General features: G+C 71.3%; 23 protein-coding genes. 15 read left to right on the top strand and 8 right to left on the bottom strand.

The genetic code is table 11. From position 1 onward, the window contains the following. Positions 1–63: 63 nt before the first annotated feature. Positions 64–837 carry an IclR family transcriptional regulator gene (locus Sm713_RS36420; protein ID WP_212914205.1) on the bottom strand — a complete coding sequence of 258 codons (774 nt, stop codon included), beginning with the start codon at positions 835–837 and terminating at the stop codon, positions 64–66. A 69-nt stretch (positions 838–906) separates the two neighbouring features. Between Sm713_RS36420 and Sm713_RS36415 the strand changes: the two genes are divergently transcribed. The 6 genes from Sm713_RS36415 to Sm713_RS36390 are packed head-to-tail and all read left to right on the top strand — an operon-like array spanning position 907 to position 8744. Further along, positions 907–2145, top strand: coding sequence for an NAD(P)/FAD-dependent oxidoreductase (locus tag Sm713_RS36415; protein ID WP_212914204.1), 1239 nt, complete (start codon positions 907–909; stop codon positions 2143–2145). After that, positions 2142–3254, top strand: coding sequence for a cupin domain-containing protein (locus Sm713_RS36410; RefSeq protein WP_212914203.1), 1113 nt, complete (start codon positions 2142–2144; stop codon positions 3252–3254). Before Sm713_RS36415 ends, Sm713_RS36410 begins: the two co-directional genes overlap by 4 nt. Then, positions 3251–4129, top strand: coding sequence for a fumarylacetoacetate hydrolase family protein (locus Sm713_RS36405; protein ID WP_212914202.1), 879 nt, complete (start codon positions 3251–3253; stop codon positions 4127–4129). The genes Sm713_RS36410 and Sm713_RS36405 overlap by 4 nt, the downstream gene beginning before the upstream one ends. Beyond that, a complete protein-coding gene (locus Sm713_RS36400; protein WP_212914201.1) occupies positions 4126–5646 on the top strand; it encodes an aldehyde dehydrogenase in 1521 nt (506 codons plus the stop codon). The genes Sm713_RS36405 and Sm713_RS36400 overlap by 4 nt, the downstream gene beginning before the upstream one ends. Further along, positions 5643–7325, top strand: a complete 1683-nt coding sequence (locus tag Sm713_RS36395; RefSeq protein ID WP_212914200.1) for a thiamine pyrophosphate-binding protein — start codon at positions 5643–5645, stop codon at positions 7323–7325. The genes Sm713_RS36400 and Sm713_RS36395 overlap by 4 nt, the downstream gene beginning before the upstream one ends. Positions 7326–7379: 54 nt before the next feature. Beyond that, the gene (locus Sm713_RS36390) at positions 7380–8744 is read left to right on the top strand and encodes an MFS transporter (protein WP_212914199.1); all 1365 of its coding nucleotides are present in this window, start codon (positions 7380–7382) and stop codon (positions 8742–8744) included. 177 nt (positions 8745–8921) lie between these two features. On the opposite strand, the gene Sm713_RS36385 is transcribed toward Sm713_RS36390, so the two are convergent. Further along, a complete protein-coding gene (locus Sm713_RS36385) occupies positions 8922–9530 on the bottom strand; it encodes a TetR family transcriptional regulator (RefSeq protein ID WP_212914198.1) in 609 nt (202 codons plus the stop codon). Between the two features lie 70 nt (positions 9531–9600). On the opposite strand from Sm713_RS36385, the gene Sm713_RS36380 reads away from it, so the two are divergent. The 9 genes from Sm713_RS36380 (at position 9601) to Sm713_RS36345 (ending at position 20213) form a co-directional block, all read left to right on the top strand. Further along, on the top strand, positions 9601–10221 hold the full coding sequence (locus tag Sm713_RS36380) for a hemerythrin domain-containing protein (RefSeq protein WP_212914197.1): 621 nt from the start codon (positions 9601–9603) through the stop codon (positions 10219–10221). After that, positions 10218–11096 carry a TIGR03619 family F420-dependent LLM class oxidoreductase gene (locus tag Sm713_RS36375; protein ID WP_212914196.1) on the top strand — a complete coding sequence of 293 codons (879 nt, stop codon included), beginning with the start codon at positions 10218–10220 and terminating at the stop codon, positions 11094–11096. The genes Sm713_RS36380 and Sm713_RS36375 overlap by 4 nt, the downstream gene beginning before the upstream one ends. Before the next feature lie 141 nt (positions 11097–11237). After that, positions 11238–12035: a polysaccharide deacetylase family protein gene (locus tag Sm713_RS36370; protein ID WP_308293212.1), complete on the top strand. Its 798-nt coding sequence runs from the start codon at positions 11238–11240 to the stop codon at positions 12033–12035. A gap of 684 nt (positions 12036–12719) precedes the next feature. Next, complete coding sequence (locus Sm713_RS36365; protein WP_212914194.1) at positions 12720–14525, top strand: CocE/NonD family hydrolase C-terminal non-catalytic domain-containing protein; 1806 nt, start codon at positions 12720–12722, stop codon at positions 14523–14525. Between the two features lie 294 nt (positions 14526–14819). Continuing rightward, the gene (locus Sm713_RS41885) at positions 14820–15473 is read left to right on the top strand and encodes an AAA family ATPase (RefSeq protein WP_374196142.1); all 654 of its coding nucleotides are present in this window, start codon (positions 14820–14822) and stop codon (positions 15471–15473) included. Between the two features lie 17 nt (positions 15474–15490). Next, on the top strand, positions 15491–16408 hold the full coding sequence (locus Sm713_RS36355; protein WP_212914192.1) for an endo-beta-N-acetylglucosaminidase H: 918 nt from the start codon (positions 15491–15493) through the stop codon (positions 16406–16408). Between the two features lie 768 nt (positions 16409–17176). Further along, positions 17177–18193, top strand: coding sequence for a cytochrome c oxidase assembly protein (locus Sm713_RS36350; protein WP_249416916.1), 1017 nt, complete (start codon positions 17177–17179; stop codon positions 18191–18193). 483 nt (positions 18194–18676) lie between these two features. Then, positions 18677–18805 (top strand): hypothetical protein, encoded by a 129-nt coding sequence (locus Sm713_RS41335; RefSeq protein WP_283249843.1) that lies wholly within the window; start codon positions 18677–18679, stop codon positions 18803–18805. 136 nt (positions 18806–18941) lie between these two features. Continuing rightward, on the top strand, positions 18942–20213 hold the full coding sequence (locus Sm713_RS36345; protein WP_212914191.1) for a YcaO-like family protein: 1272 nt from the start codon (positions 18942–18944) through the stop codon (positions 20211–20213). A 153-nt stretch (positions 20214–20366) separates the two neighbouring features. Here the strand turns inward: Sm713_RS36345 and Sm713_RS36340 are convergent, their stop codons facing one another. From Sm713_RS36340 to Sm713_RS36315, 6 genes are all read right to left on the bottom strand, one after another. Then, positions 20367–20624 carry an HPr family phosphocarrier protein gene (locus Sm713_RS36340; protein WP_212914190.1) on the bottom strand — a complete coding sequence of 86 codons (258 nt, stop codon included), beginning with the start codon at positions 20622–20624 and terminating at the stop codon, positions 20367–20369. Between the two features lie 120 nt (positions 20625–20744). Then, entirely contained in the window at positions 20745–21227 is a 483-nt protein-coding gene (locus Sm713_RS36335) for a PTS sugar transporter subunit IIB (RefSeq protein WP_212914189.1), read from the bottom strand. Further along, positions 21224–22468: an N-acetylglucosamine-6-phosphate deacetylase gene (gene nagA / locus Sm713_RS36330; RefSeq protein ID WP_212914188.1), complete on the bottom strand. Its 1245-nt coding sequence runs from the start codon at positions 22466–22468 to the stop codon at positions 21224–21226. The genes Sm713_RS36335 and nagA overlap by 4 nt, the downstream gene beginning before the upstream one ends. Then, positions 22465–23748 (bottom strand): neutral/alkaline non-lysosomal ceramidase N-terminal domain-containing protein, encoded by a 1284-nt coding sequence (locus tag Sm713_RS36325; protein WP_212914187.1) that lies wholly within the window; start codon positions 23746–23748, stop codon positions 22465–22467. Before Sm713_RS36325 ends, nagA begins: the two co-directional genes overlap by 4 nt. Continuing rightward, positions 23739–24470, bottom strand: a complete 732-nt coding sequence (locus Sm713_RS36320) for a sugar isomerase domain-containing protein (protein WP_212914186.1) — start codon at positions 24468–24470, stop codon at positions 23739–23741. The genes Sm713_RS36325 and Sm713_RS36320 overlap by 10 nt, the downstream gene beginning before the upstream one ends. Next, positions 24467–25285: a PTS system mannose/fructose/sorbose family transporter subunit IID gene (locus tag Sm713_RS36315; protein ID WP_212914185.1), complete on the bottom strand. Its 819-nt coding sequence runs from the start codon at positions 25283–25285 to the stop codon at positions 24467–24469. Before Sm713_RS36315 ends, Sm713_RS36320 begins: the two co-directional genes overlap by 4 nt. Between the last annotated feature and the right edge of the window lie 37 nt (positions 25286–25322).

Raw genomic sequence — 25322 nt, 5'->3', positions numbered from 1 at the left:
CGACCGGGCCCGCAACCACGGCCCCCACGGACGGTCCGGTTCGGCCGACCGGACCGTGCCCGGTCAGCAGGCGGTGTGCAGCCACTTCTCGAAGGTGCGGACCGCGTCGAGCGTGGCGGCGCCCAGGCCGGGGGAGGCGTCCATCCGGCCCGACGGGACCACCACGGCCAGCGCGGCGACGGGCGCACCGGTGACGTCGCGTACCGCGGCGGCCACGGCGCAGATCCCCAGCTCCCCCTCCTCGCGGTTGTAGGCGAGCCCGCCTGCGCGGATCTCGGCCAGCTCCGCCTCCAGGGCCGCCCACGAGGTGACCGACGCCTCGGTCTGCCCCTCCAGCTCTCCGTCCGGGTAGCGGCGGTGCAGTTCGGCGAGGGGCAGTGCGGCGAGCAGGGCCTTGCCGGCGGCCGTGCAGTGGGCGTGCATGACCTTGCCGGTGCGCAGACCGACCCGCACCGACCGGGTGCCCTCGATGCAGTCGACGAAGCGCACGTCCCGCCCTTCGAGGAGGGACACGCTGACCGTCTCCCGGGTCCGGTCGCGCAGTTCCTCGAGGGCCGGCTGGGCCAGCTGCCGGATGTCGATGCGCCCGGTCGCCGCGAGGCCCAGCTCGATGAGGACCGGCCCGGGGCGGTAGGCGCCGTTGGCCTTGTCCTGCACCGCGAACCCGTGGGTGCGCAGCGAGGAGAGCAACCGGTGCGCGGTTGATCTGGCAACCCCCAGCAGGTCCGCCGCCTCGGCGACCCGCAGCACCCGGCGGTCGCTGAGCAGAGCGAGCAGCCGGAGGGCGTTGTCGACCGAACTGAGGGAGCCCGAGCTGCCATGCGAGGTATTCGACATAGGGGAATTCTACTCCCAAGCTTTCCGCGAATCTTCCCAGTACTGGAATTTCTTCCTACAGTCGCCAGCATGATCGACCCCAGCACTCCTCCCGTCATCGTCGTCGGAGCGGGTCCGGTCGGTATGACCGCTGCCGCCGTCCTCGCACAGGCGGGCATCCCGACCGTCGTCGTGGAGTCCGCTCCTGAACCCCAGCCCGACTGGCGCGCCTCGACCTTCCACGCCGCCACCCTCGAACTGCTGAAGGACATCGGCATCACGGAGCGGATGCACACCGAAGGCCTGGTCGTGCCCCGGTACCAGTTCCGCGACCGCCGGGACGGCCTGGTCGCCGAGTTCGACCTCGGGCTGCTCCGCGACGAGACCCGGTTCCCCTACCGCCTGCAGCTCAACCAGCAGCGCCTCGTCCGCTTCCTCCACGACCGGCTGCTCGCGGACCCCCTGGTCCGGCTGCGCTTCGGCGCCCGGCTCACCGACCTCAGCACCGGCGCCGACGGCGTCACGGTCACCGTGGAGACCCCCGAGGGCACCGAGCGGCTCCGGGGCGCGTACGTCATCGGCGCGGACGGCGCACGGAGCACGGTGCGCAGGCAACTCGGCATTCCCTTCGAGGGGTTCACCTACCCCGAGCGCTTCCTCATCGTCAGCACTCCTGTCGACATGAGCGCGCAGGTGCCCGGCATCGCCGAGGTCAACTACATCGCCGACCCCGAGCAGTGGCTGTTCATCCTGCGCACCCCCGAAGCCTGGCGGGTGCTCTGGCCGGTGCCGTCCGGAACAAGCGACGAGGAGGCCACGGCACCCGACGAGATGCAGCGCCAGTTGCAGAGCGTCGCGCCCCTCGCCGGCGGCTACCCGATCATCGACCACCAGATCTACCACGTGCACCAGCGGGTGGCCGCGACGTTCCGCAGCGGGCGGGCCCTGCTGATCGGGGACGCCGCCCACGTCAACAGCCCGGTCGGCGGTGTGGGGCTCAACAGCGGCATCCACGACGCCATGGACCTCACCCGGCGCCTGGTGCGGATCCTTGGCCAGGGAGCCGACGCGGACGCGGAACTCGACGGCTTCGCCCGGTGCCGCCGCCGCATCGCGCTGGAGTACGTCCAGGCCGACACCCAGCGCAACACGGACCGGCTGCGCGAGACGGACGAGGAGACCCGGCTCACCAACCAGCGCGAGCTGCGGGCCCTGGCCGCCGACCCGGACCGCGCCCGCGCCTGGCTGCGCCGGGTGTCCCTCCTGGAGAGCGTGCAGCGATTCGGCATAGGCACTCCGTACACCGAGCTCGAAGGGACGCCGGCATGACCGTCCGCCATGACGAGGAGAGCGCGCTCACCACCTTCTACCAGGACGTGGACGGGGTGGACCTGGCGCCGCTGTGGACCGTCACCGAGCAACTGCTCACCCCGCACCCCCGACCCGCCGCCGTCCCCTGGCTCTGGTCGGCCCGCACCTATCGCCCGCTCGCCGCCCGCGCCATCGAGCTGGTCCCCGTCGAACGCGGCGGGGAGCGCCGGGTGCTGAGCATGCGCAACCCCGGCCTCGGCGGCCGGCCCTACGCCGCGGGAACGCTCTGGGGAGCCATCCAGTGCCTCGGCCCGCGCGAGAGCGCTCCGGCCCACCGGCACACGCCCGGCGCGATCCGGTTCGTACTGTCCGGCACGGGCGTCTTCACCACCGTCGACGGCGACCCCTGCGACATGCACGCCGGGGACCTCGTCCTGACGCCAGGCTGGAACTGGCACGACCACACCAACACCGGCGACGGCGACATGCTCTGGTTCGACGGCCTGGACCTGCCGATGATCGAGGCGCTCGACGGCGTGTTCTTCGAGCCCCACCCGGAGTTCACCCAGGACGCGGCCGGGGAGCACAACCGCTCCGAGCAGCGTTACGCGGGGGACCCGCGCCGCCACACCGACCAGGCGGTCTCCACCGCGCTCGACCCCGCCCCCTCCCCGCTCCTGGTGTACCGCTGGGCCGACACCGACGCCCGCCTGCGCCGCGCCTGCGACGCGGCCCCGGACGCACCCTCCGTCGCGGTCGAGTACACCAATCCCGAGTCGGGAGCGAGCATCCTGCCGACGCTGGCCTGCGGGGTGGAACGCATCCTGGCCGGCCGCGGCACGCTGCCGGTGCGCCGAACGGGCAACCGCATCCACGTCGTCCGGGACGGGACCGGACACAGCGTCATCGACGGCGTCCGATTCGACTGGGAGCCGGGAGATGCCTTCGTCGTGCCCTCCTGGTCCGCCGTCGAGCACCACGCCGACGAGCAGGCCGACCATTTCACCCTCGCCGACACCCCGGTCCTGCGCGCTCTCGGCATCCACCGCGAGCAGCAGCTCGACACGCCGCAGCCGGTCACCGGCCTCTTCGCCCCGCGCTCCGTCCCCGGAAAGGACCACCAGTGAAGCTCGCCCTCTTCGGGGAGAACCGCCTCGGCGCGGTGACCGACGACGGTGTCGGCGGCGTCGTCGACGTAACCGCGGTCCTGCCCGCGCACGACCCCGACCCCGTCACCGCGGGCTGGTGGCGCGCCCTGTGCCGGGACTTCCAGGCACTGCGCCCCGAACTGGAGGCCGCCGCGAAGGCCGGCCCCGCGCAGCCGCTGAGCGAGCTGCGGCTCGGAGCACCCGTGCTCAACCCGTCCAAGATCATCGCCTGTGCGTGCAACTACCGCGACCACGTCGCCGAGATGCACGACGTGCAGCAGCGCACCCTCGGCCGCGTCGAGTCCTGGATGATGGACTTCGACGTCTTCCTCAAGGCGCCGTCGTCGATCAGCGGCCCCGCGGACGACATCGTGCTGCCGGCGGAGGTCGTCGCCGCCGGCCAGGAGATCCACCACGAGTCCGAACTCGTGATCGTGATCGGCTCCGGCGGCCGGGACATCCCCGAGGACACCGCGCTCGACCACATCCTCGGCTACACCGTGGGCCTGGACATCACCGTCCGCAGCGCCGCCGATCGCTCGCGCCGCAAGAGCTACGACACCTTCTCCCCCATCGGCCCCTGGGTCACCACCGCGGACGAGGCGGGCGACCCCGCGGACTTCCAGATCGACCTGGTCCGCAACGGCGACGACCACCGCCAGCACGTGAACACCCGGGACTTCATCACCCCCGTCGCCGCCATCGTCTCCTACGCCTCGCGGATGATGACCCTCCTCCCGGGCGACGTGATCTTCACCGGCGCTCCCCCCGGGGTCGGCCCGATCCAGGCCGGCGACACCTTGGAGACGCGCATCAGCCGGCTGGGCTCCATGACCCTGAGGGTCACCCGATGACCGGCACCGCGGTCGCGGGCGCCGAGGTCCTCATCGGCAACCGCGTCACCCCGCTGACCGCCTCGGCCCGCACCACCGTCCGCAACCCGGCCCGCACCGGCGAGGTCGTCGGCGAGGCCGCGCTCGGCACACCCGCCGACGTCGACGCCGCCGTACGCGCGGCACACGGCGCCTTCGGCCCGTGGTCCGGGACGTCCCCGCACGAGCGCGCCGCGGTCCTGCTCGACGCCACCGCCGAGCTCCGCCCGCTCGCCGCGGAGCTTGACCGGCTGCTCACCCGCGAGCAGGGCAAGCTCCGCTGGGAGTCCCGGCTGGACGTGGGCGGAGCGGCCCACATCCTGGAGTACTACACCTCGCTCGCCACCGAGCTCGCCGAGGACCGCCTGCTGCGCTCCGACTCCCGCGGGGCGGTCTGGCTCGCCCGCCGCCCGATGGGCGTCACCGGCGTCATCGTGCCCTGGAACTCCCCGGTCTACCTGGGCTTCCTCGGCATCGCCCCGGCCCTGATGGCCGGCAACACCGTCGTGGTCAAGCCCTCCGAGCTCGCTCCGCTGGCGCTGCACCAAGTGCTGCGCACGCTCGCCGCGAAACTGCCCGACGGCGTGCTCAACTCGGTGCCCGGCACCGGCTCCGCGGGAGCGGAGCTGGCCCGGCACCCCCTGGTCCGCAAGGTCTTCTTCACCGGCTCCACCGAGACCGGACGGCGGGTGCTGGCCGGTGCCGCGGGCACCCTCAAGCGGGTCAGCCTGGAGCTCGGCGGCAACGATCCGGCGCTGGTCCTGGACAGCGCGCGGATCACCGACCGGCTGGTGTCCGAACTCGTCCAGGGCGTCTACGGGATGAGCGGGCAGGTCTGCTTCAACGTCAAGCGGATCTATGTACACCGGGGCCACTACCGGGACTTCACCGACCGCTTCCGGGCGGCCGTGGACGAGATCACCGTCGGCGACGGCCTCGACGAGCGCGCCACCATGGGGCCGCTCAACAACCGGGCCCAGCTCGACAAGGTCGCCGCCCTGGTCGCGGACGCCCGGGCGAGGGGCGCCACCGTCCACGAACTGGGACGCAAGCTGGACCCGGCGACCTGGCAGCACGGGCACTTCCTGCTGCCCCACGTGGTCACCGGCATCGATCCGCGTGCCGACCTGGTGACCCGGGAGCAGTTCGGCCCAGCCGTCCCCGTGCTGCCCTTCGACACCGAGGACGAGGCGGTGGCCATGGCCAACGACACCGAGTACGGACTGGCCGCCTCCGTCTGGAGCGAGGACCGCGCCCATGCCCGGCAGCTGGCAGGACGCATCCGCTCCGGCAGCGTCTTCCTCAACGTCCACCGCGTCGGGGCCTCCAGCGTCGACATGCCGTTCGGCGGGTTCAACAGCAGCGGCCTGGGTCGCGGACACGGGCTTCCCGCCCTGGATGCCTGTACCGAACCGCAGACCATCGCCGACTGGACCGACAGCAGCGGACTACCCGGCCCCGCACCCGCGGGGGCCCGCACCCCCGTGGAGCCGAGATGACCGACCACCCCGACCGCACGGCGGCCGACGCCGTCCTTCAGACCCTGCTGGCCTGGGACATCCGGCGGGTCTTCATCTGTCCCGGAAGCACCGAGGCGGCCTTCCTGGACGCCACCTTGCGGCACCCGGAGTTCGAGGTGGTGCTGACCACCCACGAATCCGTGGCAGTCGCCATGGCCGACGGGTACACGCGGGCGACCGGAGAGCCCGCGGTCGCGTACCTGCACACCCACCTCGGGCTCGCCAACGGCCTCGCCCACCTGGACGCCGCACGGCTGGCGCACTCCCCGGTCGTCGTCCTCACCGGCCTCAAGCCCTCCCCCATCCAGGCCCACGGCGGATTCACCACCCTGCCGTCCACCGGCGACCTGGCCCGACCGTTCGTCAAGCGCGCCTGGCAGTCGCCGACGCCTGACGCCATCCCCGAGGACCTCACCCAGGCCCTGCGGCTGGCCACCGCCGAGCCCTCGGGACCGGTCTGGCTCGGCCTGAACCAGGACCTGATGAACGCCCCCTGCACCGCACCGGTGCCGCCACCCGCGAGGCACCGCGTCACGGCCCGTACCGCCCCCGATCCGGACCGCCTGAAGGCCGTGGCCAAGATGCTGTCGGGGGCCCGGGCGCCGGTGATCGTGGCCGGCGCGGAGGCCGGCCGGCACGGCGCCACCGCGGACGTGCTGGCGCTGGCAGAGCGGATCGGCGCCGCGGTCTGCCACGAGGACCGCACCGGCTTCGAGCGGTCCGTCGTCCCCACGGACCACCCGCGGTTCGCGGGCTCCTACGCGCCGGGCAACCCCGCCGTGGCCGGCAGCGACCTGCTGCTCTTCCTCGGCTGCCGGTGCTTCGTGGAGTTCGAGACCGGACGCGGAGCCCCCGTGCCGCCCGGTACCGCCCTCGTGCAGACGCACACCGACGCGGCCGAACTCGCCCGGGTGCAGGGCGTCGACGAGGCGCTCGTCGGGGACGAGTCGCTGATCGCCCGGGGACTGCTCGCCCTGCTCCCCGAACACCCCGCGGCACCGGCGCGGCCCGCCCCGGCCGCCGGCACCGCAGGGCCCCGGCCGGTCCCGCCGCCCCGCGGTGGGGGTACCACCCACGCCCTTGAGGCAGTGGGGCAGGGCCGTCCGGCCACCGTGGCCGAGGTCGCCGCCGCCCTCGCCGAGGTGGTGGACTCCCGCACCACGGTGGTCGAGGACGCGACCACCTCCGAGGTCGCCCTTCTGGGCGCCCTGCCGCAGACCTCCCCCCGCTCCTTCCTCACCTCGTCCTCCGGATCGCTGGGGTGGGGCATGGGCGCGGCGCTCGGCTACCAGCTCGGCGCCCCGGACCGCCACGTCGTCGCGGTCCTCGGCGACGGGGTGTTCCAGTTCGGCCCGCAGGCCCTGTGGGTCGCCGCCCGGTACCGCATCCCGGTCACCTTCGTCGTCGTCAACAACGGCTCCTACGCCGCCGTGGGAGCCGCCCTGCGCCGGTACGGCGGGCTCGCGGAACGCACCGGCGACTACCCCGGCAAGGACATCTCCGGCGTGGACATCGCCGCCGTCGCCCGCGGCTTCGGCCTGGACGGGCGCCGGCTGCACGACCCCGCCGAGATCCCGGCCGCCGTCAGGCAACTGGGCGGCCGGCCCGCCCTGATCGAGATCCTCACCGATCCGGACGACATGGGTCCCGCCCGCTAGCACCCGCGCCCCTCCCGTCCCCCCTCTCCCCCGTGCAGCCGAAGGAGCCTGACCATGGACGACAGAGTGATCGATGTCCGGGCCGAACTGGACGAGGCCCCGCTACGCCCGTTCCACTGGATGCTGGTGGGGCTCGTCCTGTTGGCCATCTGGTTCGACGGCTACGACGTGCTGGCCCCCTCCTACGTCATCCACTACGTCGCCGGCGGCTGGCACCTGGACTCCGCCCAGTCCGGGCTGCTGGTCTCCTCGGGTCTGGTCGGCGTGATGCTCGGGGCGCTGGTGCAGGGCGTCATCGCGGACCGGTTCGGCCGCCGGCCCACCATGATCGGCGGACTGCTGGTCTCCGGCGTGTTCAGCCTGCTCACCGCGGTGTTCGTGGACTCGTACAGCGGCTTCCTCGCGATCCGGGTGGTCACCGGCCTGGGTCTCGGCGTGGTCATGCCGCTGGGCACCGCGTACATCAACGAGTACCTGCCCAGCAAGAGCCGGTTCCGGCTGGCGTCGCTCGCCGCCGCCGGGTTCTCGCTCGGCGCCGTGGGCGCCTCGGTCATCGGGGTGCTGTACACCGTGGACCACGGCTGGCAGGTGCTGTTCTACGTGGGTTCCGGGGCGGGCGTGGTCGGCCTGGCGTTCCTCGCCGTGTTCCCGGAGTCCGCCGAGTACCTCGCGGCGCGCGGCCGCACCGCCGAGGCGGCCCGGCTGCTGGGCCGGGTGCGTCCGGAGCGCGCGGCCGCCTACCGCGAGGGGGTCTTCGCGGTGGTCCGTCCGGAAGCCGGGCGCGCCAGGCGGTCGCGCGAGGACTGGCTGCTGCCGCTCCGCCCGCCGTACCTGCGCACCACCGTCGGGCTGTGGCTGTCGGCGTTCCTGCTGCTCTTCGTCAACTACGGACTGTCCACCTGGACGCCCAACCTGCTGGTGGAGCGGGGCGACAGCTTCTCGCTGGGCTTCGGCACCGGCGCCGCGCTGCACAGCCTCCCGTTCCTAGGCGGCATCCTCTGCGGCTACGTCGCCGACCGCCGGCTCGGACGGCGGGGCAGCCTCGCGGTGTGGTGCACGGTGGGCGCCCTGGCGACGGTGAGCGTCATCCTCACGCACGACCCGTTCGTCATCGTCGCGGTGACCACCGCGTCCGGGTTCTTCCTGATCGGCAGCCAGTTCATGCTGAACAACACGTGCGCCATGTCCTACCCCGTCCAGGCGCGCGGCACCGGAACCGGGTACATGCTCGGCTTCGGACGGCTCGGCGGCATCCTCGGCCCCTGGATCGGCGGAGCCGTGCACGGCGCCTGGGGGACCGACGCGACCTTCATCGTGATCGCCGTCGCGGGCGCCCTCACCGTGGCGACCAGCTCGGTCATCGCACCCCCGCAGGAGGCCGCCGCGTCCAGCCGCGCGGCGCAGACCGTTCCCGCGTAACCGCGCTATGGGCCCGGCCCGCCGCTTCAGAGCGGAGGGGGCCGGGCCCTGTGGTATCTCAGCCCGTATTCGCGGGTCCGCTCCCGGCTTGATCGTTCTGGTGGGTCGGGGATGAGGCCCAGTCCGGGGCGTGAGGTAGCAGAAGCGAGGGCGATGGTGCGCGAGGGTGGACCAGGGTCAGCGGAGCAGGGCCCGCTGGGCGGCTCCGGCGAGAAACGCCTCGGCCCGGTCGAAGTCCCAGCCCCGATCGCCGACCAGGGTGTACCAGCCGGGCCGGCCCAGATAGAACCAGAGCACGTCCACGGCCGTGGCCCGGTCCAGGTCCTCCCGCAGCGCGTTGAGGGCGATCAGCCGGTCGGCCACCGCCGTCAGCGCGGCCAGGTAGCCCGCCTTGGACTCGTCCAGCACGGCCTGGGCGGACGGGTCGGCGAGGTTGCGGCGGAGCAGGCCCCAGACGAGGTCCCAATGCCGCTCGTGAGAGCTCCGGGGGCCGGCCGCGGCGAGCGCGACGACCCGGCGCGGATCATCGGTCGCCGCGATCCCGGCCAGTGTCCGATCGACCGCGGGATCGTGCATGGCCGGCTCCAGTACGGCCCGCAGGATCGCCGCCTTGCCACCCGTGCTGCCGTACACGGTGGGCACGGCCACCCGGGCCGCCGCGGCGATGTCCGCGACCGTCACTTTGGCGTACCCATCGGCAAGGAACAACCGGCGCGCGCAGTCGAGGATCGCGTCGCGGGTGGCGAGGGCGGCGTCCCGGCGGCGGGGCGAGTTGTAGGAGCGCACGACACGATGCTACATACAACATGGTGTCACATATTGACGATAGGATCCTATTACGAATACGGTCACTCGCATGAAAGACCAGCAGTCGAGGGCGGCCGTCGAGACCCGCCTCGTGCACGATCTCCACCGCACCGTCACCAAGCTGCTCGCCGACGCGGCGACTCGCCCCATGGCCTCGGCGGCCGCTCTGGCCGAGGTTCGAGACTTCCTCGTGAGCCAGCTCCCCTGCCATCACGAGTCCGAGGACGCCCTGATCTGGCCGCTGATCACGGCCAAGGAACCCGAGATCGCCGGCCGGTTCGCCGACCTCAGCGGCGAGCACGTGCGGCTGGAAACGGCGCTGCAGGCGCTCGCGACGGCCCCGGTCGCCGACTCCGACCGGACCGCCCTCGCCAAGGCGGCGGCCGCGGTGCGCGACCTGGTCCACACGCACCTGGAACACGAGGAGGCCGTCCTCTTCCCGGCGCTGCGCGACCACGTCACCGAGCAGGAGTGGCTCGATGTCGCCGAGAAGGTCATCGCGGGGATGCCCGACGTGGAGATGCATCTGGCGGTCGAGTTCCTGGAGCAAGTCGGCACCCCGCAGGAGGCGGACATCATTCTGGCCGCGATGCCGGCACCCGTCCGGGACGAGCTGCGGGAACAGGCGCGGGCAACGCTGAATCGGCTGGGCGAGGGGGCCTCGGTATGAAGATCGGCTTCAGCCTGCCGCAGAGCGGAGCGCAGAACGCTCAGTTCGCCACCATTCCCCGGTACGCCAGGACACTCGAAGACCTCGGTGCCGACAGCCTCTGGGTGTCCGACCGCCTGCTCGCCCCGGTCCACCCCACCGTGAACTACCCCGGCACCGACGGCATCCCGGCCCGGTTCCGCGCCGTCCTCGACCCGCTTCCCCTGCTGTCGGCCATCGGGGCGATCACCACGCGGGTGGAGATCGGCACCAACATCCTGCAGGCCCCGCTGTACCCGCCCATCCTGCTGGCCCGCATGCTCACCACCATTGACGTGATCAGCGGCGGCAGGCTCGTCAGCGGCTTCGGTGTCGGCTTCTCACCCGAGGAATTCGCCTCCGTCAACGTGCCCATGCGCGAACGCGGCCGACGCCTCGACGAATGCCTGGACATCCTTGAGCGCTACTGGACGGACAACCCCGTCGAGTACGCGGGGCAGTACTGGACCATCCCGGCGACGTACGTCGAACGCAAACCCGTCCGGAAACCACCCGTCTACCTCGCCGCTATCAGCCCCGCCGCCCTCGACCGTGTGGCCCGCCGCGCCGACGGCTGGCTCCCGGTCGCGTTCCCCGACCACCCCCTCGACAACACACTCGACGGACTTGACGCCATCCGCACGGCCGCCGAGAGGATCGACCGCGATCCCGCCACCATCAGCGTCATCGTCAGCATCAACCCCCAACCCGATACGACCGTCGACGCTGTCCTCACCACCATCGAGGACGTCGCCAAGCTGGGCGTCGATCACGTCGTCGTCACCGCCAGCCGCGCGCTGGACCGCCAGGAAGACAGCCTCGACTTCGCCCGCCGGGTCCTTGAACGCGCCCGCTGACTCGACCGCGACACTGCTGTAGGGGCAAGGCGTCGACCTCGTCGTCATCAACCAACTCTTCGGCCCGGAACGTCATGAATTCGTGGCGCTGCATATTGGGAATGAGGCGCCCGGCGGGGCAGGCCGTGAGGTCGGCTGGGGATGGGTACCGTTGCGTACATGTCCATCGATCGGCGGAAATTCTGGCGCCTATCCGGCGCAGCTGCCACCGGGGCCGGGCTGGCGGGGTGCACCAGCACGCGACAGGCGAGCACGCCCCCCGGCGGCACCGGTTCCCGGTCGGCCGCTGCGGTACCGTCCTCGGCGGTGCACCCGTCGGGTAGCGCGGGCATGCACCTTGGCCCGCAGGTCGTGCACGGGCCGCGACACCGGAACCTGGTGGCGCTGACCTTCCACGGCAAAGGACCTGCGTCGATGGCCGACGCGCTGCTCACCGAAGCAGAACGGCCCGGAGCGCGGGTCACGGTGCTCGCCGTCGGGACCTGGCTCGACCAGTACCCGCAGATCGCGCGGCGGATCCTGCGCGGTGGCCATGAGCTGGGCAATCACACCATGCATCATCTGGACATCAAGGCCATGGACGCCTCCGGCGCCTACGCGGAGATCGCGGGATGCGCCCGGCGGCTGCACGCCCTGACCGGATCGAACGGCCGCTGGTTCCGGCCTTCGCAAACGCAGTACTCGACACCGCTGATCGAGCAGCAGGCCCGCAAAGTCGGCTACCCGACCTGCGTGTCCTACGACGTGGACTCGCTCGATTACACCGATCCCGGGCCGGACGCAGTTGCATCCACCGTGCTCCGCTCGACGCGGCCGGGGTCGATCGTAAGCCTGCATCTTGGGCATTCCGGCACGGTGACCGCATTGCCCGCGATTGTGCGCGGTCTGACCGGTCGGGGGCTACGCCCGGTCACCCTGACCGAGCTGCTGTCCCCTTAGGCCGTGTCCGGCGGATCTTCGTGGGCCCGCGACTCCCCCACTGCCTGAAGGGCGTGGGTGGGGGTACCTCCCACGCCCGTTCAGGGCAGTGGGGGAGTGCCCCCAGCACCGCACCTCGCCGCGTTGTCGGAGTCAGCCGAGTACGCCCAGTACGAGGACGATCCTCCGCCTTGCGATGCACGGCACCAGACGCCGCAGGCTGATCCACGAAGATCCGCCGGACACGACCTAACGGCGTGCGACACCGGGGGCACGCTCCCACTCCCCCGCTCCCACCCGGGAGCGACCGAAAACCAGAAGGGGCCGCTTACGACCGCAGCCGTCCCCTCGTGGTGTCGATTCGCCTCTTCGGCAGTGCGATCGCCAGAACCGAAAGGCCCTCGGCACCCCCTGCACGTCGGTTGCGCGTCCTCAGCCTCCGTAGTCGATCAACCCCAACCCGCCGAGGTGGTCACAGACTGAAGGGCAGAGCCCTCAGGGACGCCGCGATGCCCATTGACTCGACTCGGCCGTGCAGACGACGCGGGATCCCGAACCTGGGAGCCTTTTGGGTTGCTTTCGGCCACTTTCACACGTTCGGGTTCAGCTGGCTGCCCATCAGTTTTCATGCTGTCGCTCCGGACCAGGATCCGCCTGGATGACGTCCCCTCGGGCGTCCCGGCTTCCTAGGAAAGGACGGTTCGCATGCCCACATCAGGTGGAGAGCCGATCCCGTCGATCACCGACGCGACACTCGCTGACGTCGCCACCAACGGCATCTGGCGCGGCGCGGGCCTCGACATCAACCCGTCGGTGCTCGCCGTCGCCAGAGCCCTGCTCGCGGCCGTCCAGGGCACCGCGCCGGCCAGCACGCTCCCCGAGGAGTTGCAGGAGTTGGTGGTCGGTGTCCGGCGGCAAGCCGAGATCACCTGCCCACGCGTTCCCACGACGGACGACGTCAGCCTTTCCGCGTTCGCGATCAGGCAGAACGATTCGCAGCCGCGCCCGGTGGTGATCGTGCCCGCCGGTTGGAACCCGTTCGGCTGGCTGCCGTTCATGGCCGGCTACCTCTCGCTGGCGGCCCGCGGCTACCACGTGCTGGCGTACACGCCGCGAGGGATCGGCACCCCGGGCCTGCTGTTCACGTCCGAGGGGTTCATCGACGTCGGCGGGCCGGCCGACTGGTCGGACGGATCGTGCGTGATCGACCACGCGCAGAAGCAGTTCGAGCCGAGCACGGTCGGGTTCCTGGGCCTGTCCTACGGTTCCGGGATCAGCCAGTTGGTCGCCGCGCACGATCGGAGAAACCGGGTCGCCGCCGTGGCGGCTCTGAGCACCTGGGGCAACCTGGCCACCAGCCTCTACGACAACGGCACCCGGCACGAGGAGGCCGTGCGGACACTGATCGATTTCACCGGGGGAACCGAGGAGGAGAAGTTCGACGACGAGACGCGGCAGATCCTCCAGGACTTCCGCGAGGGCCGGAACATGGAGGGCGTGGTGGCCTGGGGCGCCGAGCGCTCTCCGGAGACCTACGTGGACATCACCAACCTGCGGAACACCCCGACCTTCTACTCGAACACCTGGCACGAGAGCCTCTTCCCGGTCGGCGAGGCGATCACCGCCTTCGAGAAGATCACCGCCCCGAAACACCTGAACCTGTGGATCGGTGACCACGGCGCCCCGGAAGGCGCCGGCATCACCGGCGTGCTGACCGGTACGCCCTTCCCCGGCCTGCTGACGCCGATGCGGGAGGCCTACGCATGGCTGGACCACTTCCTGCGCGGCGAAGCCAACGAGGTGCCCGACTGGCCGGTTGTCAACAGCCAGGTCATGTTCACCTACCAGACCGCCCCGGCCATCGGCGGCGGCAAGCGGATCACCGTCCCGGCACGGCGCGAAGCGCTCAACTCCTGGGCCGAGGCCACCAACGACAGCGAGGCCTGGTACCTGAGCGGCAACGGCGGCAAAGGTGACGGCACCCTGTCCGACAAGCCGTCCACGGGCTGGAGCCGCGAGTTCACCGCCGGGCACGAGACCGCCGCCACCGCGATGGACGAGATCATGGAGACCGGACAGAAGGAGTGGTTCGGCACCTCCAGGAGCTACGAGCCGGCCGGGTTCGAGCGGACCCGGCTGCTGGTCTGGTCCACCGAGGCGCTGGCCGGCGGCCGCCGGATCCGCGGCGCCGCCAAGGTCCGGCTCTCGGTCCGAGTCGACGAGACGGATGCCGCGACCCTGGTCGCCTACCTCTTCGACGTGGCCCGGGACGGCAGCGCCCAGCTCATCGCCCACGAACCCTTCACCGCCACAGGGTTGAGCGCCGGCGCGGACCGCACCGTCAGCTGGACACTCCAACCCGCCGCCTACGACCTGCCCGACGGCCACCGCCTCGCCCTGGTCGTCAACAGCCACGACAAGCTGTACGCCTTCACGGGCAAGAAGGACAGCACCACCACCGTCACCTCCCTGCCCGGGGAGGAAGCCGTCCTGGAACTGCCACTCGGCTGACCGAAGTCGAGCGGAACAGCCACAGCTACGCCAAGAAGGTCACCGACAGCCAGGGGCGGTGGGAGCGATGAGGGCACTGTCGGACCGGGCGCTTGCCTGCCCGCACTGCCGTCCAGGGCCACTCTCGGGTTTCTGGACGGGTGACCGGGAGACACGGAGGCCATCCGCTTGAACCTGCGATCGGCGCAGCGTGCCGTATCTGGGGGCGCTGTGCCCATCGGGGTGTTCTGGCCGAGTGAGTAGCAAGGAGGTCCCAGTACGGCAGCCGATCGAGGTGGTCGCGGCCGGTTCGAGCTGAGCGCACAGCGCCGTCGCGTGGCCGAGCGCAACCTCACGGCCGACCACGGCTTGGACGCGGTGGTCGTCGTTGCCGGCAGCGGAAAGACGACACTGGTGCAGGCCTGTCGCCTGGCGTGGGATGCCGCCGGCATCACCTACGCGGGTGCGGCCCTGGCCGCGGTCACCGCCACAACCCTGGAAGCCGGCTCCGGTATCCCCTCCCGCACGCTCACCGCGTGGCGGCAGTGCATCCGCGACAGCAAGGGCCCGGCCGGTCACCCGCTGGTCCCGCCCGGCTCCAACTGTCCGACGGTACGGCCATCGACGCCGACGGCGTGGTGCTCGCCACGGGCCCGACGCACCCCTCCCCCGCAGGACTGCCGAGCGCACTGCGCACCAGTGACCGCTTCGTCGCCGACCCGTGGGCACCGGGCGCCTTGGACGCCGCGGCCGGCGAGCGATGTCGTGAGGCCATCCTGCGGATCGGCACCGGACCGACCGCCGTGGACATGGCCCTCCGGCCCCACCGTACGCGCGGCTTCGGATTGCGGCGCGACATGCGTGAGAGTCGTGAAGAGTTCCCGTACGGTTCTGGGAATTCGGTCACGGGAGCGGAAGGATCGGGGGCTCACTCGGCGCTTGCAGACGGGTCGGGCGCTGCTCCAGTGAGGGGAGACCGATCAACGATGTTCACTCTGGTGCGGAGCAGGGTACGAACGGCCGTGCTCGCGCTGTCTGCCGTTACGGCCCTCCTCTCCTGCGCGACCGCCACGACCGGCGCGGCGGAGGCCCTGGCTCCCGTGAAGGAAGGACCAACCTCGGTGGCGTACGTCGAGGTGAACAACAACAGCATGCTGAATGTCGGCAAATACACCCTCGCCAACGGCGGCGGCAACGTCTTCGACGTCGCTGTGATCTTCGCGGCGAACATCAACTACGACACGGGCACGAAGGCGGCGACCCTGTACTTCAACGAGAACGTGCAACGCGTCCTCGACAACGCAGCCACGCAGATACGGCCGTTGCAGCAGAAGGGCATCAAGGTCGTCCTCTCGGTGCTCGGCAACCACCAGGGCGCGGGCTTCGCCAACTTCCCGTCCCAGCAGACGGCTTCGACCTTCGCGAAACAACTGTCGGACGCCGTGGCCAAGTACGGCCTCGACGGCATCGACTTCGACGACGAGTACGCGGAGTACGGCAACAACGGTACCGGGCAGCCCAACGACAGCTCGTTCGTGTACCTGGTGTCGGCGCTGCGCGGTGACATGCCGGGCAAGATCATCAGCCTCTACAACATCGGCCCGGCCGCGTCGCGCCTGTCCTACGGCGGCGTCGACGTCTCGTCCGAGTTCGACTACGCCTGGAACCCGTACTACGGCACCTGGCAGGTCCCTGGCATCGCACTGCCCAAGTCGAAGCTGTCGCCGGCGGCCGTGGAGATTGGCGGGACCTCGCAGAGCACCGCCGCCGACCTCGCCCGCCGCACGGTCGGTGAGGGGTACGGCGTCTATCTGACGTACAACCTCGACGGCGCGGATCGCAGCGCCGATGTCTCCGCGTTCACCAGGGAACTGTACGGCAGTGATGCCGTCTACACGCCTTAGGCGTCCTTGCACTACGCCCGCCCGGCTCGCGCGGCCTGGCACCGCACCTCGCCGCGTTGCCGAAAGGCCCTGGTAGCTCCTCCCCCATCAAGGACTCTCCGGCGCCTTGCGATGCACGGCACCAGACCACGCGACCTATCGGACGCTCATAGTGCAAGGCCCCCCTAGGCTGACCGCATTCTCCGGCGCCCGGTGCCCCGTCGGATCCTGCTGCATCCCGCAGGCCCACCTCGGGTAGGCAGCGCTTTCGACAGCGATATCGGAGGCGCTGTCGCACGCGCCTGTGCCGCTCGGAAACTCATCGCCGCACGTCAGGCGGTATGTCTCTGCTCATTGATGAGGCCGCCGAGGATCCGGGTGCGCAGCAGTCTGCGAGTGCCGAGAGCGTGCACTTTGCACCGCGCCATCACCCTGCTCTGGGCCGGCGGCGGCTGCACCGGCTCCCTCGCCGACCGGTGCCGGAGCTTCATCACGCGGCTACGGGCCCTGGGCCCCGGCGGCGCGCGCGCAACCACGGGCGCAGCGCGGGCGCGTCGTGGTGGGATGCGGTCACCCAGTACGCCCGGTCGGTGATCGCACCAAGGACATCGACCACATCAACGTCCGGGCGGCACATCCCTTCCCGCGTCGATCCCGCAGCGGGCGCGACACCGGGGCCCGACCCCGCCGCCGGGCACCCCGCTGCCCCCTCCCGAGCCCGCGGGTACTACCGTCCCGCTGTGAAGGTGACCGGCTCATCCCACGCCGAGCGAGAGGAGGGTATTACGTATGACAGGTCCAGCGATGACCGATATGTCCGCCCTGTCATTGGCGAAGCTCACCTCAGGGCGCCTGCTGACCTCCTGGCAACCGGACGTCCCCGCCATGCTGCTGGTCGTCGCCCTGGGCGTGCTCTACGGCTGGGGTGTGGTACGGCTGCGGCGACGCGGCGAGCACTGGCCGCCCGGCCGCGTCGCGGCGTTCGCGCTGCTCGGACTCGGTGCGCTGGTGGTGGCCACGATGTCCTCGCTGGCCGTCTACGACCACGTGCTGTTCTGGCCGGCCGCTGTCCAGAACATCCTCCTCGACCTGGTCGCGCCGCTCGGCCTCGCCCTCGGCGATCCCCTTAGGCTCACCGTCGAGGCGCTGCCGGAGGCCCCCGCGGCGCGGGTCCGGCGCGTCATGACCGGCCGCCTGGTGCGTGTGCTGACCTTCCCCTTGGTCAGCACGGCCCTGGTCCTCGCCACCGAGCTGACCGTGTACTTCACGCCGTACTTCGCCACCGCCCTGCGCATCGGCTGGCTGCACCAGCTGATGTACCTGCACCTGCTCGCCGCCGGATCCCTGTTCGTCATCCCGGTACTCACCCACGAACAGACGCTGCCCTCCTGGTGCACCCACCCGATACGAGCGGCGCTGGTCTTCCTGGACGGCATCGTCGACGCGGTCCCGGGGCTCGCAGTGATGACGCACGGCACGCTGATCGCGGGCGCCTGGTACCTGCACCACGCGCCGGCCTGGTCACCGAACGTCCAGCACGACCAGCAGATCGGCGGCGGCGCGATGCTCAGCATCGCCGAGCTGACCGCTCTGCCCTTCCTGCTGGCCATCCTGGTGCAGTGGGCGCGCGCCGAACGCGTCCAGACCGCGGCGCTCGACCGCCGCCTCGACGCGGAACTCGCCCGGGTCCCCACCCCGGCGCCGGCCCATGGCCAGACATCGTCACCGGAACTCGTGCGCCCCTGGTGGGAAACCGAGCAGAACGAGGTGGCGGCCTCGATCCGACGCCAGCGCCGGCACGACTGAGCCGGCCCAGGGTCTGGGCCTGGGTCCCGGGTCCGCACGGGTTTCGGTCGATCACGCCACCACTCGCCGGCCCCTGCGCGGGCCAGTCATGATCCCCGTGACCTGTCGCGTGTCGGGCGTCAGGGTCTCGGCGTGCGGACTCGGTTGATCGCGTTCACGTCGCAGGAGCGCACTTCGACGACCTGTACGCCCAGGCCCTCGCGTGGCGTCCGGCACAGGATGCCCACCTTGCCACTGCGCGCGCCGCGGTGAGCCTGTCGCACCGCCTCACCGACGGCGGCAAGCGGGAATGCGGGGGAGGGTGCGGGATGTGCGGAGACGCCGGGCAGCCGCGTGCTCTTCGGCCCCTCGGGTGGGCTGGGTCGCCGTGCGGCGAAGGCCCGATACTTCGATCATCTGTTGGCGTGAATGCAACTGATCTCGCAAGCGCAACCCGCACCAGACTAAGAAAGGTAAAGAAATAGCCAAGCCGGGAGGTTTGCTGTGGGCCTTGCGATCAACGTCGACATCTCGGGTTTCCGCAACCCTGAGGAGCCCGAACTCGCCACCAGCGAGGTGCGGATGCTGAGCGACATCGAGGCGGAGAGCACCAGCGACGCGGACGCCGCGTAACCGGTGGACGGGGGCCGAGGCCAGTGCAGATGGCCTCGGCCCCTCCGTCGATTGTGCCCCCGTGGCCTACCGCGTGCAGCGGTACGCCACAAGGAGGACAGCCGAACGCCCCATGTGCGAGACAGGAGAGGGACCCGTGACCGCTTCAGCCCACACGACCGTCGCCGGCGTGCCGCAGTACGGCGAACGGGCCGCCTCCCTCGAAGAAGCCGAACGGCACGCGCTGGCCGCCGTCGCCGAGTTGGGGATGACCCATTCCCTGCGGCCGCTGCCCGCCGGGGCCACCGAACCCGGCGCCTGGCGATGCGACCTGCGTCGCGAGGGGGCGCCGGTGCCCGCCGGAGTCGGCTTCGGCAAGGGGGCGGGAGCGGCGCCGCGAGTGGGCGCCGTCTTCGAGGCGTTGGAGCACCACCTCAGCGAGATGCCGCCCCCCGGCCAGATCGTGCTGCGCGACGCCCACCGCGTCGTAGCCGCCCTCGGCAGACATGACGCGGTGCTCGCCCTGCTGGCCGACGGCCCCGACCAGCCGCTCGCCTGCCTGCCCTACCGGTCCGTGACCGGCGGCCGGGACACGGACGTGCCCGCGTTCCTCTCGATGCCCGCCTACCTGGAACAGCCGGCCTCGGCGCGTCAGGCCGGCGGCGACGCCTATGACTACCGGGTGCTCTGCCGCTACTCGCTCAACAGCGGCTGGGCGGCCGGCGTGACACGCGCCGATGCCATGGTGCACGCGATCAACGAGATCATCGAGCGGGACGCGATGTCCCTGCTCCTGATCCGCCAGTTCCTCTCCCGAACACCGCCGCCCCTGCGGATTCTCGACGCCGCGACACTGCCCGTGGCGCTGGCCGCGCTGCACCGCGCCGCAGAGCAGTACGTCGGCGGCCGGGTGTGGCTGCTGGACATGACCAGCGACCTGGGCGTACCGGCCTACTGGGCCTATCTGCCCGCCGAGCCCGGCGCCGCAGCCCGGGTGCGCGGCTGCGGCGCGTCCCTTTCACCGGCGTACGCCGTGGAGCGCGCACTGCACGAACTGATCCAACTCGACAGCGGTGTCGCCGACGCCGCGGAGGAGGCCGCGGCGAGGATCCATACTGAGGCCCATCCGGCCCTGCACCGCTGCTACCTCGCCGATTTCTCCGCCCGTCTCGGGGACGCGGTCACCGTGCCGTTCCGCGCCGCCGAGAGCCCGGCCACACCCGAGGGCCACCTGGAGGCCCTGCTGGCGCTGCTCCGCCGGCACGGTCACCGCGCATGGGTGTGGGACAGATACGTCAGCGACCACCTGGCCGTCGTCAACGTCCTCGTGCCGGGGATGGAACGCTTCATGGTCGTCACCGACGGCCAGGTCGTCCTCCCGGGCCCGCGTGGCCTCGCCGCGCGTGTCCAGGGGAACGGGGCAGGCTGAGGACCGCCGTGACGCACGGTCCAAGGCCCGGGGCACCGATTTCCTCAAAGCCCAGGCCTCCGCAAGCATGTTCGCCTTGAGATGTCTCCTGCCGATGAGCGACCGTGGCAAGGACGCCGAGATCCTGGCGCTGCGCCACCACGTCGCTACCGCTCATGCCGTCTCCAGCAGCACCGCGAGCCGGTCCAGGACGTCGTCGGCCGTCGGGCCCTGTGCGGCGACCACCACCTGATCGCCCTGCTGAACGCTGAGGGACAGGACGGCGAGGATGCTGCGCGCATCCACGGGGACGCCACCGGCTCGGGCCAGGGTGACCGGGATGCCGGCGGCCGCGACCGCTTTGACGAAGGCCGCGGCGGGTCGGGCGTGCAGCCCGACCGGGGAGGCAATCGTCACCTGACGTTCAGACATCGGGTACTCGCTCTCACTCTGTGCTGTCGGTCACTGCTTCGTCGCCATCGGTTCTGCCTCCACATATGACGCGCCCACCAGCCAGTCTCCGTTCCGGGCGCCCATCGTTGCTCGGCTTGGTCATCCGCGCTGCACGATGGGGCCGAGGTCGGTGCGTGCCTGATCGGGCAACCATTGAGCGAAGAGTTGCACGCCGGCCTGTATCAACTCGCGCCATGTCGCCAGCTCCTCGGCGCTGGCGTACACCTCCTTGGTGAGCTTGCTGCGGCCGGGACCGGAGTGCACGTTGCCCACGTTGACCCGGTCGAACGGCACGCCGGCCCGGCGCAGCTGCGACAGCTCGGCGGGTCCGCGCACCAGCGCCAGGACCCGGTCTCCGTCGAACTCCCCACCGCCCAGTGCTGCGGCGGCCTTCTCTATCGAGAGAATGGAAACCTTCACACCGGTCGGCGCCGCCATCCGCATCAGCGTGGACTGCAAGGGGTCGGCGCCCACCTTGTCGTCCGCCACCATGATGTGGTCGACACCCAGCGACCGGGTCCAGCCGACCAGTACCTGGCCGTGGATGAGCCGGTCGTCCACCCGAATCAGTTCCAGTGTCACGATGCGTCCTCCTGTGAGCTGCTGTAGATCACGCTGCCGTGTGCGAGGGTGCGTTGCACGCGCAGGTCGTCGCCCAGGACGACGACGTCGGCGCAGGCCCCGGCCGCCAGGGTGCCGCGATCGGTCAGGCCGAGCGAACGTGCCGGGGTCTGGGCGGCCATCCGCAGCGCGTCGGCCAGGTCGACCCCGGCGGTGTCCACCATCAGGCGGACCATGTCGGCGAGCCGCGTCACGCTTCCGGCGAGCCCGCCGGACGGGGTGCGGGCCTGCCCGTCGTGGACCACCACCTCGGTTCCCTCGTACCGGCGGTGCCGGCCGTCGGGCAGACCGGCCACGTCGGTGCCGTCGCTCACCAGCATGATCCGATCAGGTCCCGCGACGTCCACAGCGAACCGCAGCATCCGCGGAGCGACGTGCAGCCCGTCGGCGACCACTTCGCAGCGCACCCGCTCGTCGGTCAGCAGCACCGGAACGGGGCCCGGGTCGCGGTGGTGGATCGGCGGCAGCCCGTTGAACAGGTGGGTGGCTCGTCGTACGCCGGCCTGGACGGCGTCGCTCGCCTCGGCATCGCCCGCACCGGAGTGGCCGAGGGCGACGACCACTCCGGCGTCGTCAAGCCGCCGCACCGCCTCGGGGCCGCCGGGGAGCTCAGGGGCGAGCGTCACCACCCGCAGCGCGCCGTCGGCGAGGTCGAGCAGGCGGTCGAGTTCGGCGGCCGTCGGGGCGCGCAGATGCTCGCTGCGGTGGACGCCGCGAAACGACGGGTTGAGGAAGGGACCCTCCAGGTGGATGCCGAGCATGGTGATGCCCGGGGTGTCGCCGCCGGTACCGGCGAGCCGCCCGGTGAGCGCGGCGAGTGCGGCGACCGCGTCCGCGGTCCGTGTCACGTCCAGGCTCGCGGTCCCCGCGAGGCACGACGTGACCCCACCGGCCGCGAGGTACGCCGAGATCCGCCCCAGCAGCGCCGGATCGGCGGACATGAAGTTCGCGCCCTGCCCGCCATGGACGTGGGTGTCGACGAATCCGGGGGCGACGACACAGCCGGTGACGTCGAGGGCCTCGGCACCATCCAGGGCGGCACCAGCCGGTAGCACGGCCTCGATCCGCTCGCCGTGCAGCACCAGTTCACCGCGGCGCAACCGGCCGTCGGGCCATAGCAGCCGGCCGCCCGTCAGAGCCCGTCGCACGTCGGGCCGCCGCCCCGATCCCGTTCCGGTGCCGACCGACCACCTGCCGTTCACCGGTCCTCATCTCCTCGGTCCTCCAGGGCATGTAGTCCTTCGATCAGTGCCGCAGCCGCGAGTTCAGCTGCGCCGGGCGCGGTCAACGCAGCTTCCGCCTCGTACCCGGTGGTCATGTCGGCCGTTGTCAGGTAGCCGATGTAGTCGCCGGCGTAGCCGATCTCCAGGGTGACCGGATGCCGACTGGCGGCGCGTACGGCGCGACCCACCGCCGCGACCGGTTCGCCGGGCAGGGCAGCCAGTGCGAGGTCGCCGAGGACGATCGTGTGCGCCTCGGCGAGCACCGGCTTGGCGGGTTCGCCGGAAAGCGGCCGGGACAGGCGCCGCCGCAGTCCCTGGATCCCGGTTTCCCGTACCCGCCGACGTGGGCCGTCGGGCACGTCCGCCAGGGCCAGGGTGGCGGCCGCAAGCCGGCGGTGCGTTGCCGCGGGATCGTGAGAGGCCGCGGGCAACCCGATCAGGTCCCTGCGTACCCGCGGCGGTGCGAGCCGTAGCGGTCGCCAGGGGCCGGTCCATGCCCGCGTGATCAGGCCGGCCAGCCGGGTCAGTTCCCGCGGGGTCTGCTCGCGGCGGGTGAAGCGGGTGCTGATGTCCCCTGCGGCGCCGTTGAGGTACAGCACCGGCAGGTCACCGCGCCCGTGGCGGAGCGCAGCCCGGACGTCACCGGGCAGGTCGGGAGTCAGGAGAGTGTTGCCGGCACCGAGGACCGTGGGGTGGCAGGCGAAGTGCCACAGGTACCCGATGGTGATCTCGCAGGAGTCGGCGATACGTAGGAGCGTGGCAGTCCCGTCGACCGGCCGGAGCGGGTCGTTGCGGTCGGCGGCGACGCCCTCGACCCGGCCCGAGCGTACGGTCACGTGCACAGGCCCGAGCATGGCGAGCGCGGCGTCAACGGCACCGCGGATGGCATCGAGATAGCCGACCGCCACTACCGGATCCGTCTTCGCCGCCTGCTCGGCGCCGCCCACACGCAGCCCTGCTGGTCCCGAGTGGGTGTGGGAGGCCGCGACGAGCACGTGGTCGGCGTCGATGCCGTATCCGGCGGCCAACTTCCGCACCTGGTGGACGAACCCCCGGTCGACGGCGATCACGTCCAGTGTGACGAGCAGGCTGGGCTGGTCGCCGCATGCGACGGCCAGCACGTTGACCTCCAACGGTCGCAGTACCCCTGAGCTGCAAGTCTTGCGCGCCCCGTACCCGGCCATGGGCAGTGGGTCGGGCAGCGCGACCGTCGCGCTGCCCAGCCCGGCCCGTACCGGGGGCTCTGCGTTCACATCCACCGCAGCTCCGGCAACCGGTCAAGGTAGCGGGCGGCGACGGCGGTGTTGTGCTCCGCACCGCCGGGCAGGTTGCGGCTGCGCCGGATCGGCGGCTCGTGCCCGTGATCGACCAACCACCGGGACGCCTCGACCAGGGTTGCGTGGACCAGCGCCGAGGCGGCGACGGTGGAGGCCGGGCCGAGCGGCGCGGTGTGCGCCGGATGGAACAGGGCGTCACCCGCGGGTACCCCGGTGTCCAGGAAGACGTCAACGATGTCCATGAGGCGTGCGCCGCTGCCGTGCCGGCTCGTTCCGGCCTGAGAGTGTGCCGCCGACCCGACCCCGACGACGGTGGCCTCCCGGGCGATGCCGCCGAGTGCCACCTCGATCGGCAGCGGGTTGAGGCCGGACTGGGAGATGACGACGAGGACCTCGCCGGCCCGGATGTCCGAACGTTTCAGCACGATCTCGCCGATGCCTTCGACGCGTTCCACCCGTCCGACCCACTCGTCCGGGCAGATCGCCACCGCGTTGGTCATCGTCGCGGCGCGGACCGCCGCGTCGATGGCGACCAGTCGGGAGTGCCCGGAGCCGAACAGGTGGATGATGCCGCCGGCCGCCACGCACGCGCCGATCGCCTCTGCGGCGGCGCCGATCTGCTCGGCGCACTCGATGCCGCGACGGGAAATGATGTCGGCCAGTTCGGTGAGGTAGTCCGCCGCACGTGGCGTGTCGCTCGTCACGCCAATATCCCGAAGTAGCCGCCGACGAGCCCTACCACGGTGATGCCGAGCAGGATGACGACCGCGGAGACGCGTCGGCGAACCAGCCAGAACACGAGCAGGGCCGCCGCCAGCGGCAGCATGCCCGGCAACACCTGGTCCAGTGAGTCCTGGAGCTTGAGGGTCTGGTGTCCCTTGTGGTAAGCGAGCGGTGTGCTGACCGTCAGGAGTGTGGCGACCAAGGCTCCGGTCACCGCCAGGCCGACCATCGTGGCACCGGCCTTGACCTGGTCGACCGCCGCAGTGTCCAGTCGTTCGAAGAACCGGGTGCCCTGCCGGTACCCCAGGGAGGTGCCGTAGAAGCGGGCGACGATCTGCAGGGCCAGCAGCGCGACGAAGAAGATGATCGGCCCGGCGATGTTGCCGCTCACGGCCAGTGTTGCGCAGACGCCACCCAGGATGGGGCGGATCGTTCCGAACAGGAGGGAGTCGCCGATGCCGGCCAGCGGCGCCATCATGCCGACCTTGACGGAGTTGATTGCTTCGTCATCGAGGCCCTCGGCGCCCTGGGCGCGGCGGCGCTCCATGCCGACCACAATGCCGAGAATCGGGCCGACGATCCACGGGTGGGTGTTGAAGTACGCGAGGTGCCTCTTGTAGGCAGCGGCTCGCTCGTCCCGGTCGCGGTACATGCGGTCGAGGAACGGGCGCAGCGTCCACCACAGGCCCAGGTTCTGGAACCGTTCGTAGTTGAACGCACCCTGCAGCAGCACGGAACGGAGTGCCAGTCGGCGAATGTTCCGCCGGCCGTCCGGCTCGGTGGCCTCCTCGGTCACCGGGTCAGGCACGCTGGTAGTCATCTCGTTGCCTTCC

It is taken from the genome of Streptomyces sp. TS71-3, from assembly GCF_018327685.1.
Taxonomy (GTDB): domain Bacteria; phylum Actinomycetota; class Actinomycetes; order Streptomycetales; family Streptomycetaceae; genus Streptomyces.
The sequence above is the reverse complement of the archived record's forward strand: the minus strand, read 5'-3'. Positions and strand labels throughout refer to the sequence as shown.

Excerpts from the sequence above, each read along its gene's own strand:
- Sm713_RS36355 (WP_212914192.1), top strand. The coding sequence starts at position 15,491 with ATGTTCACTCTGGTGCGGAGCAGGGTACGAACGGCCGTGCTCGCGCTG.
- Sm713_RS36390 (WP_212914199.1), top strand. The coding sequence starts at position 7,380 with ATGGACGACAGAGTGATCGATGTCCGGGCCGAACTGGACGAGGCCCCG.
- Sm713_RS36350 (WP_249416916.1), top strand. The coding sequence starts at position 17,177 with ATGACAGGTCCAGCGATGACCGATATGTCCGCCCTGTCATTGGCGAAG.
- Sm713_RS36375 (WP_212914196.1), top strand. The coding sequence starts at position 10,218 with ATGAAGATCGGCTTCAGCCTGCCGCAGAGCGGAGCGCAGAACGCTCAG.
- Sm713_RS36420 (WP_212914205.1), bottom strand. The coding sequence starts at position 837 with ATGTCGAATACCTCGCATGGCAGCTCGGGCTCCCTCAGTTCGGTCGAC.
- Sm713_RS36380 (WP_212914197.1), top strand. The coding sequence starts at position 9,601 with ATGAAAGACCAGCAGTCGAGGGCGGCCGTCGAGACCCGCCTCGTGCAC.
- Sm713_RS36400 (WP_212914201.1), top strand. The coding sequence starts at position 4,126 with ATGACCGGCACCGCGGTCGCGGGCGCCGAGGTCCTCATCGGCAACCGC.
- Sm713_RS36370 (WP_308293212.1), top strand. The coding sequence starts at position 11,238 with ATGGGTACCGTTGCGTACATGTCCATCGATCGGCGGAAATTCTGGCGC.
- Sm713_RS36410 (WP_212914203.1), top strand. The coding sequence starts at position 2,142 with ATGACCGTCCGCCATGACGAGGAGAGCGCGCTCACCACCTTCTACCAG.
- Sm713_RS36365 (WP_212914194.1), top strand. The coding sequence starts at position 12,720 with ATGCCCACATCAGGTGGAGAGCCGATCCCGTCGATCACCGACGCGACA.
- Sm713_RS36395 (WP_212914200.1), top strand. The coding sequence starts at position 5,643 with ATGACCGACCACCCCGACCGCACGGCGGCCGACGCCGTCCTTCAGACC.
- Sm713_RS36340 (WP_212914190.1), bottom strand. The coding sequence starts at position 20,624 with ATGTCTGAACGTCAGGTGACGATTGCCTCCCCGGTCGGGCTGCACGCC.
- Sm713_RS36415 (WP_212914204.1), top strand. The coding sequence starts at position 907 with ATGATCGACCCCAGCACTCCTCCCGTCATCGTCGTCGGAGCGGGTCCG.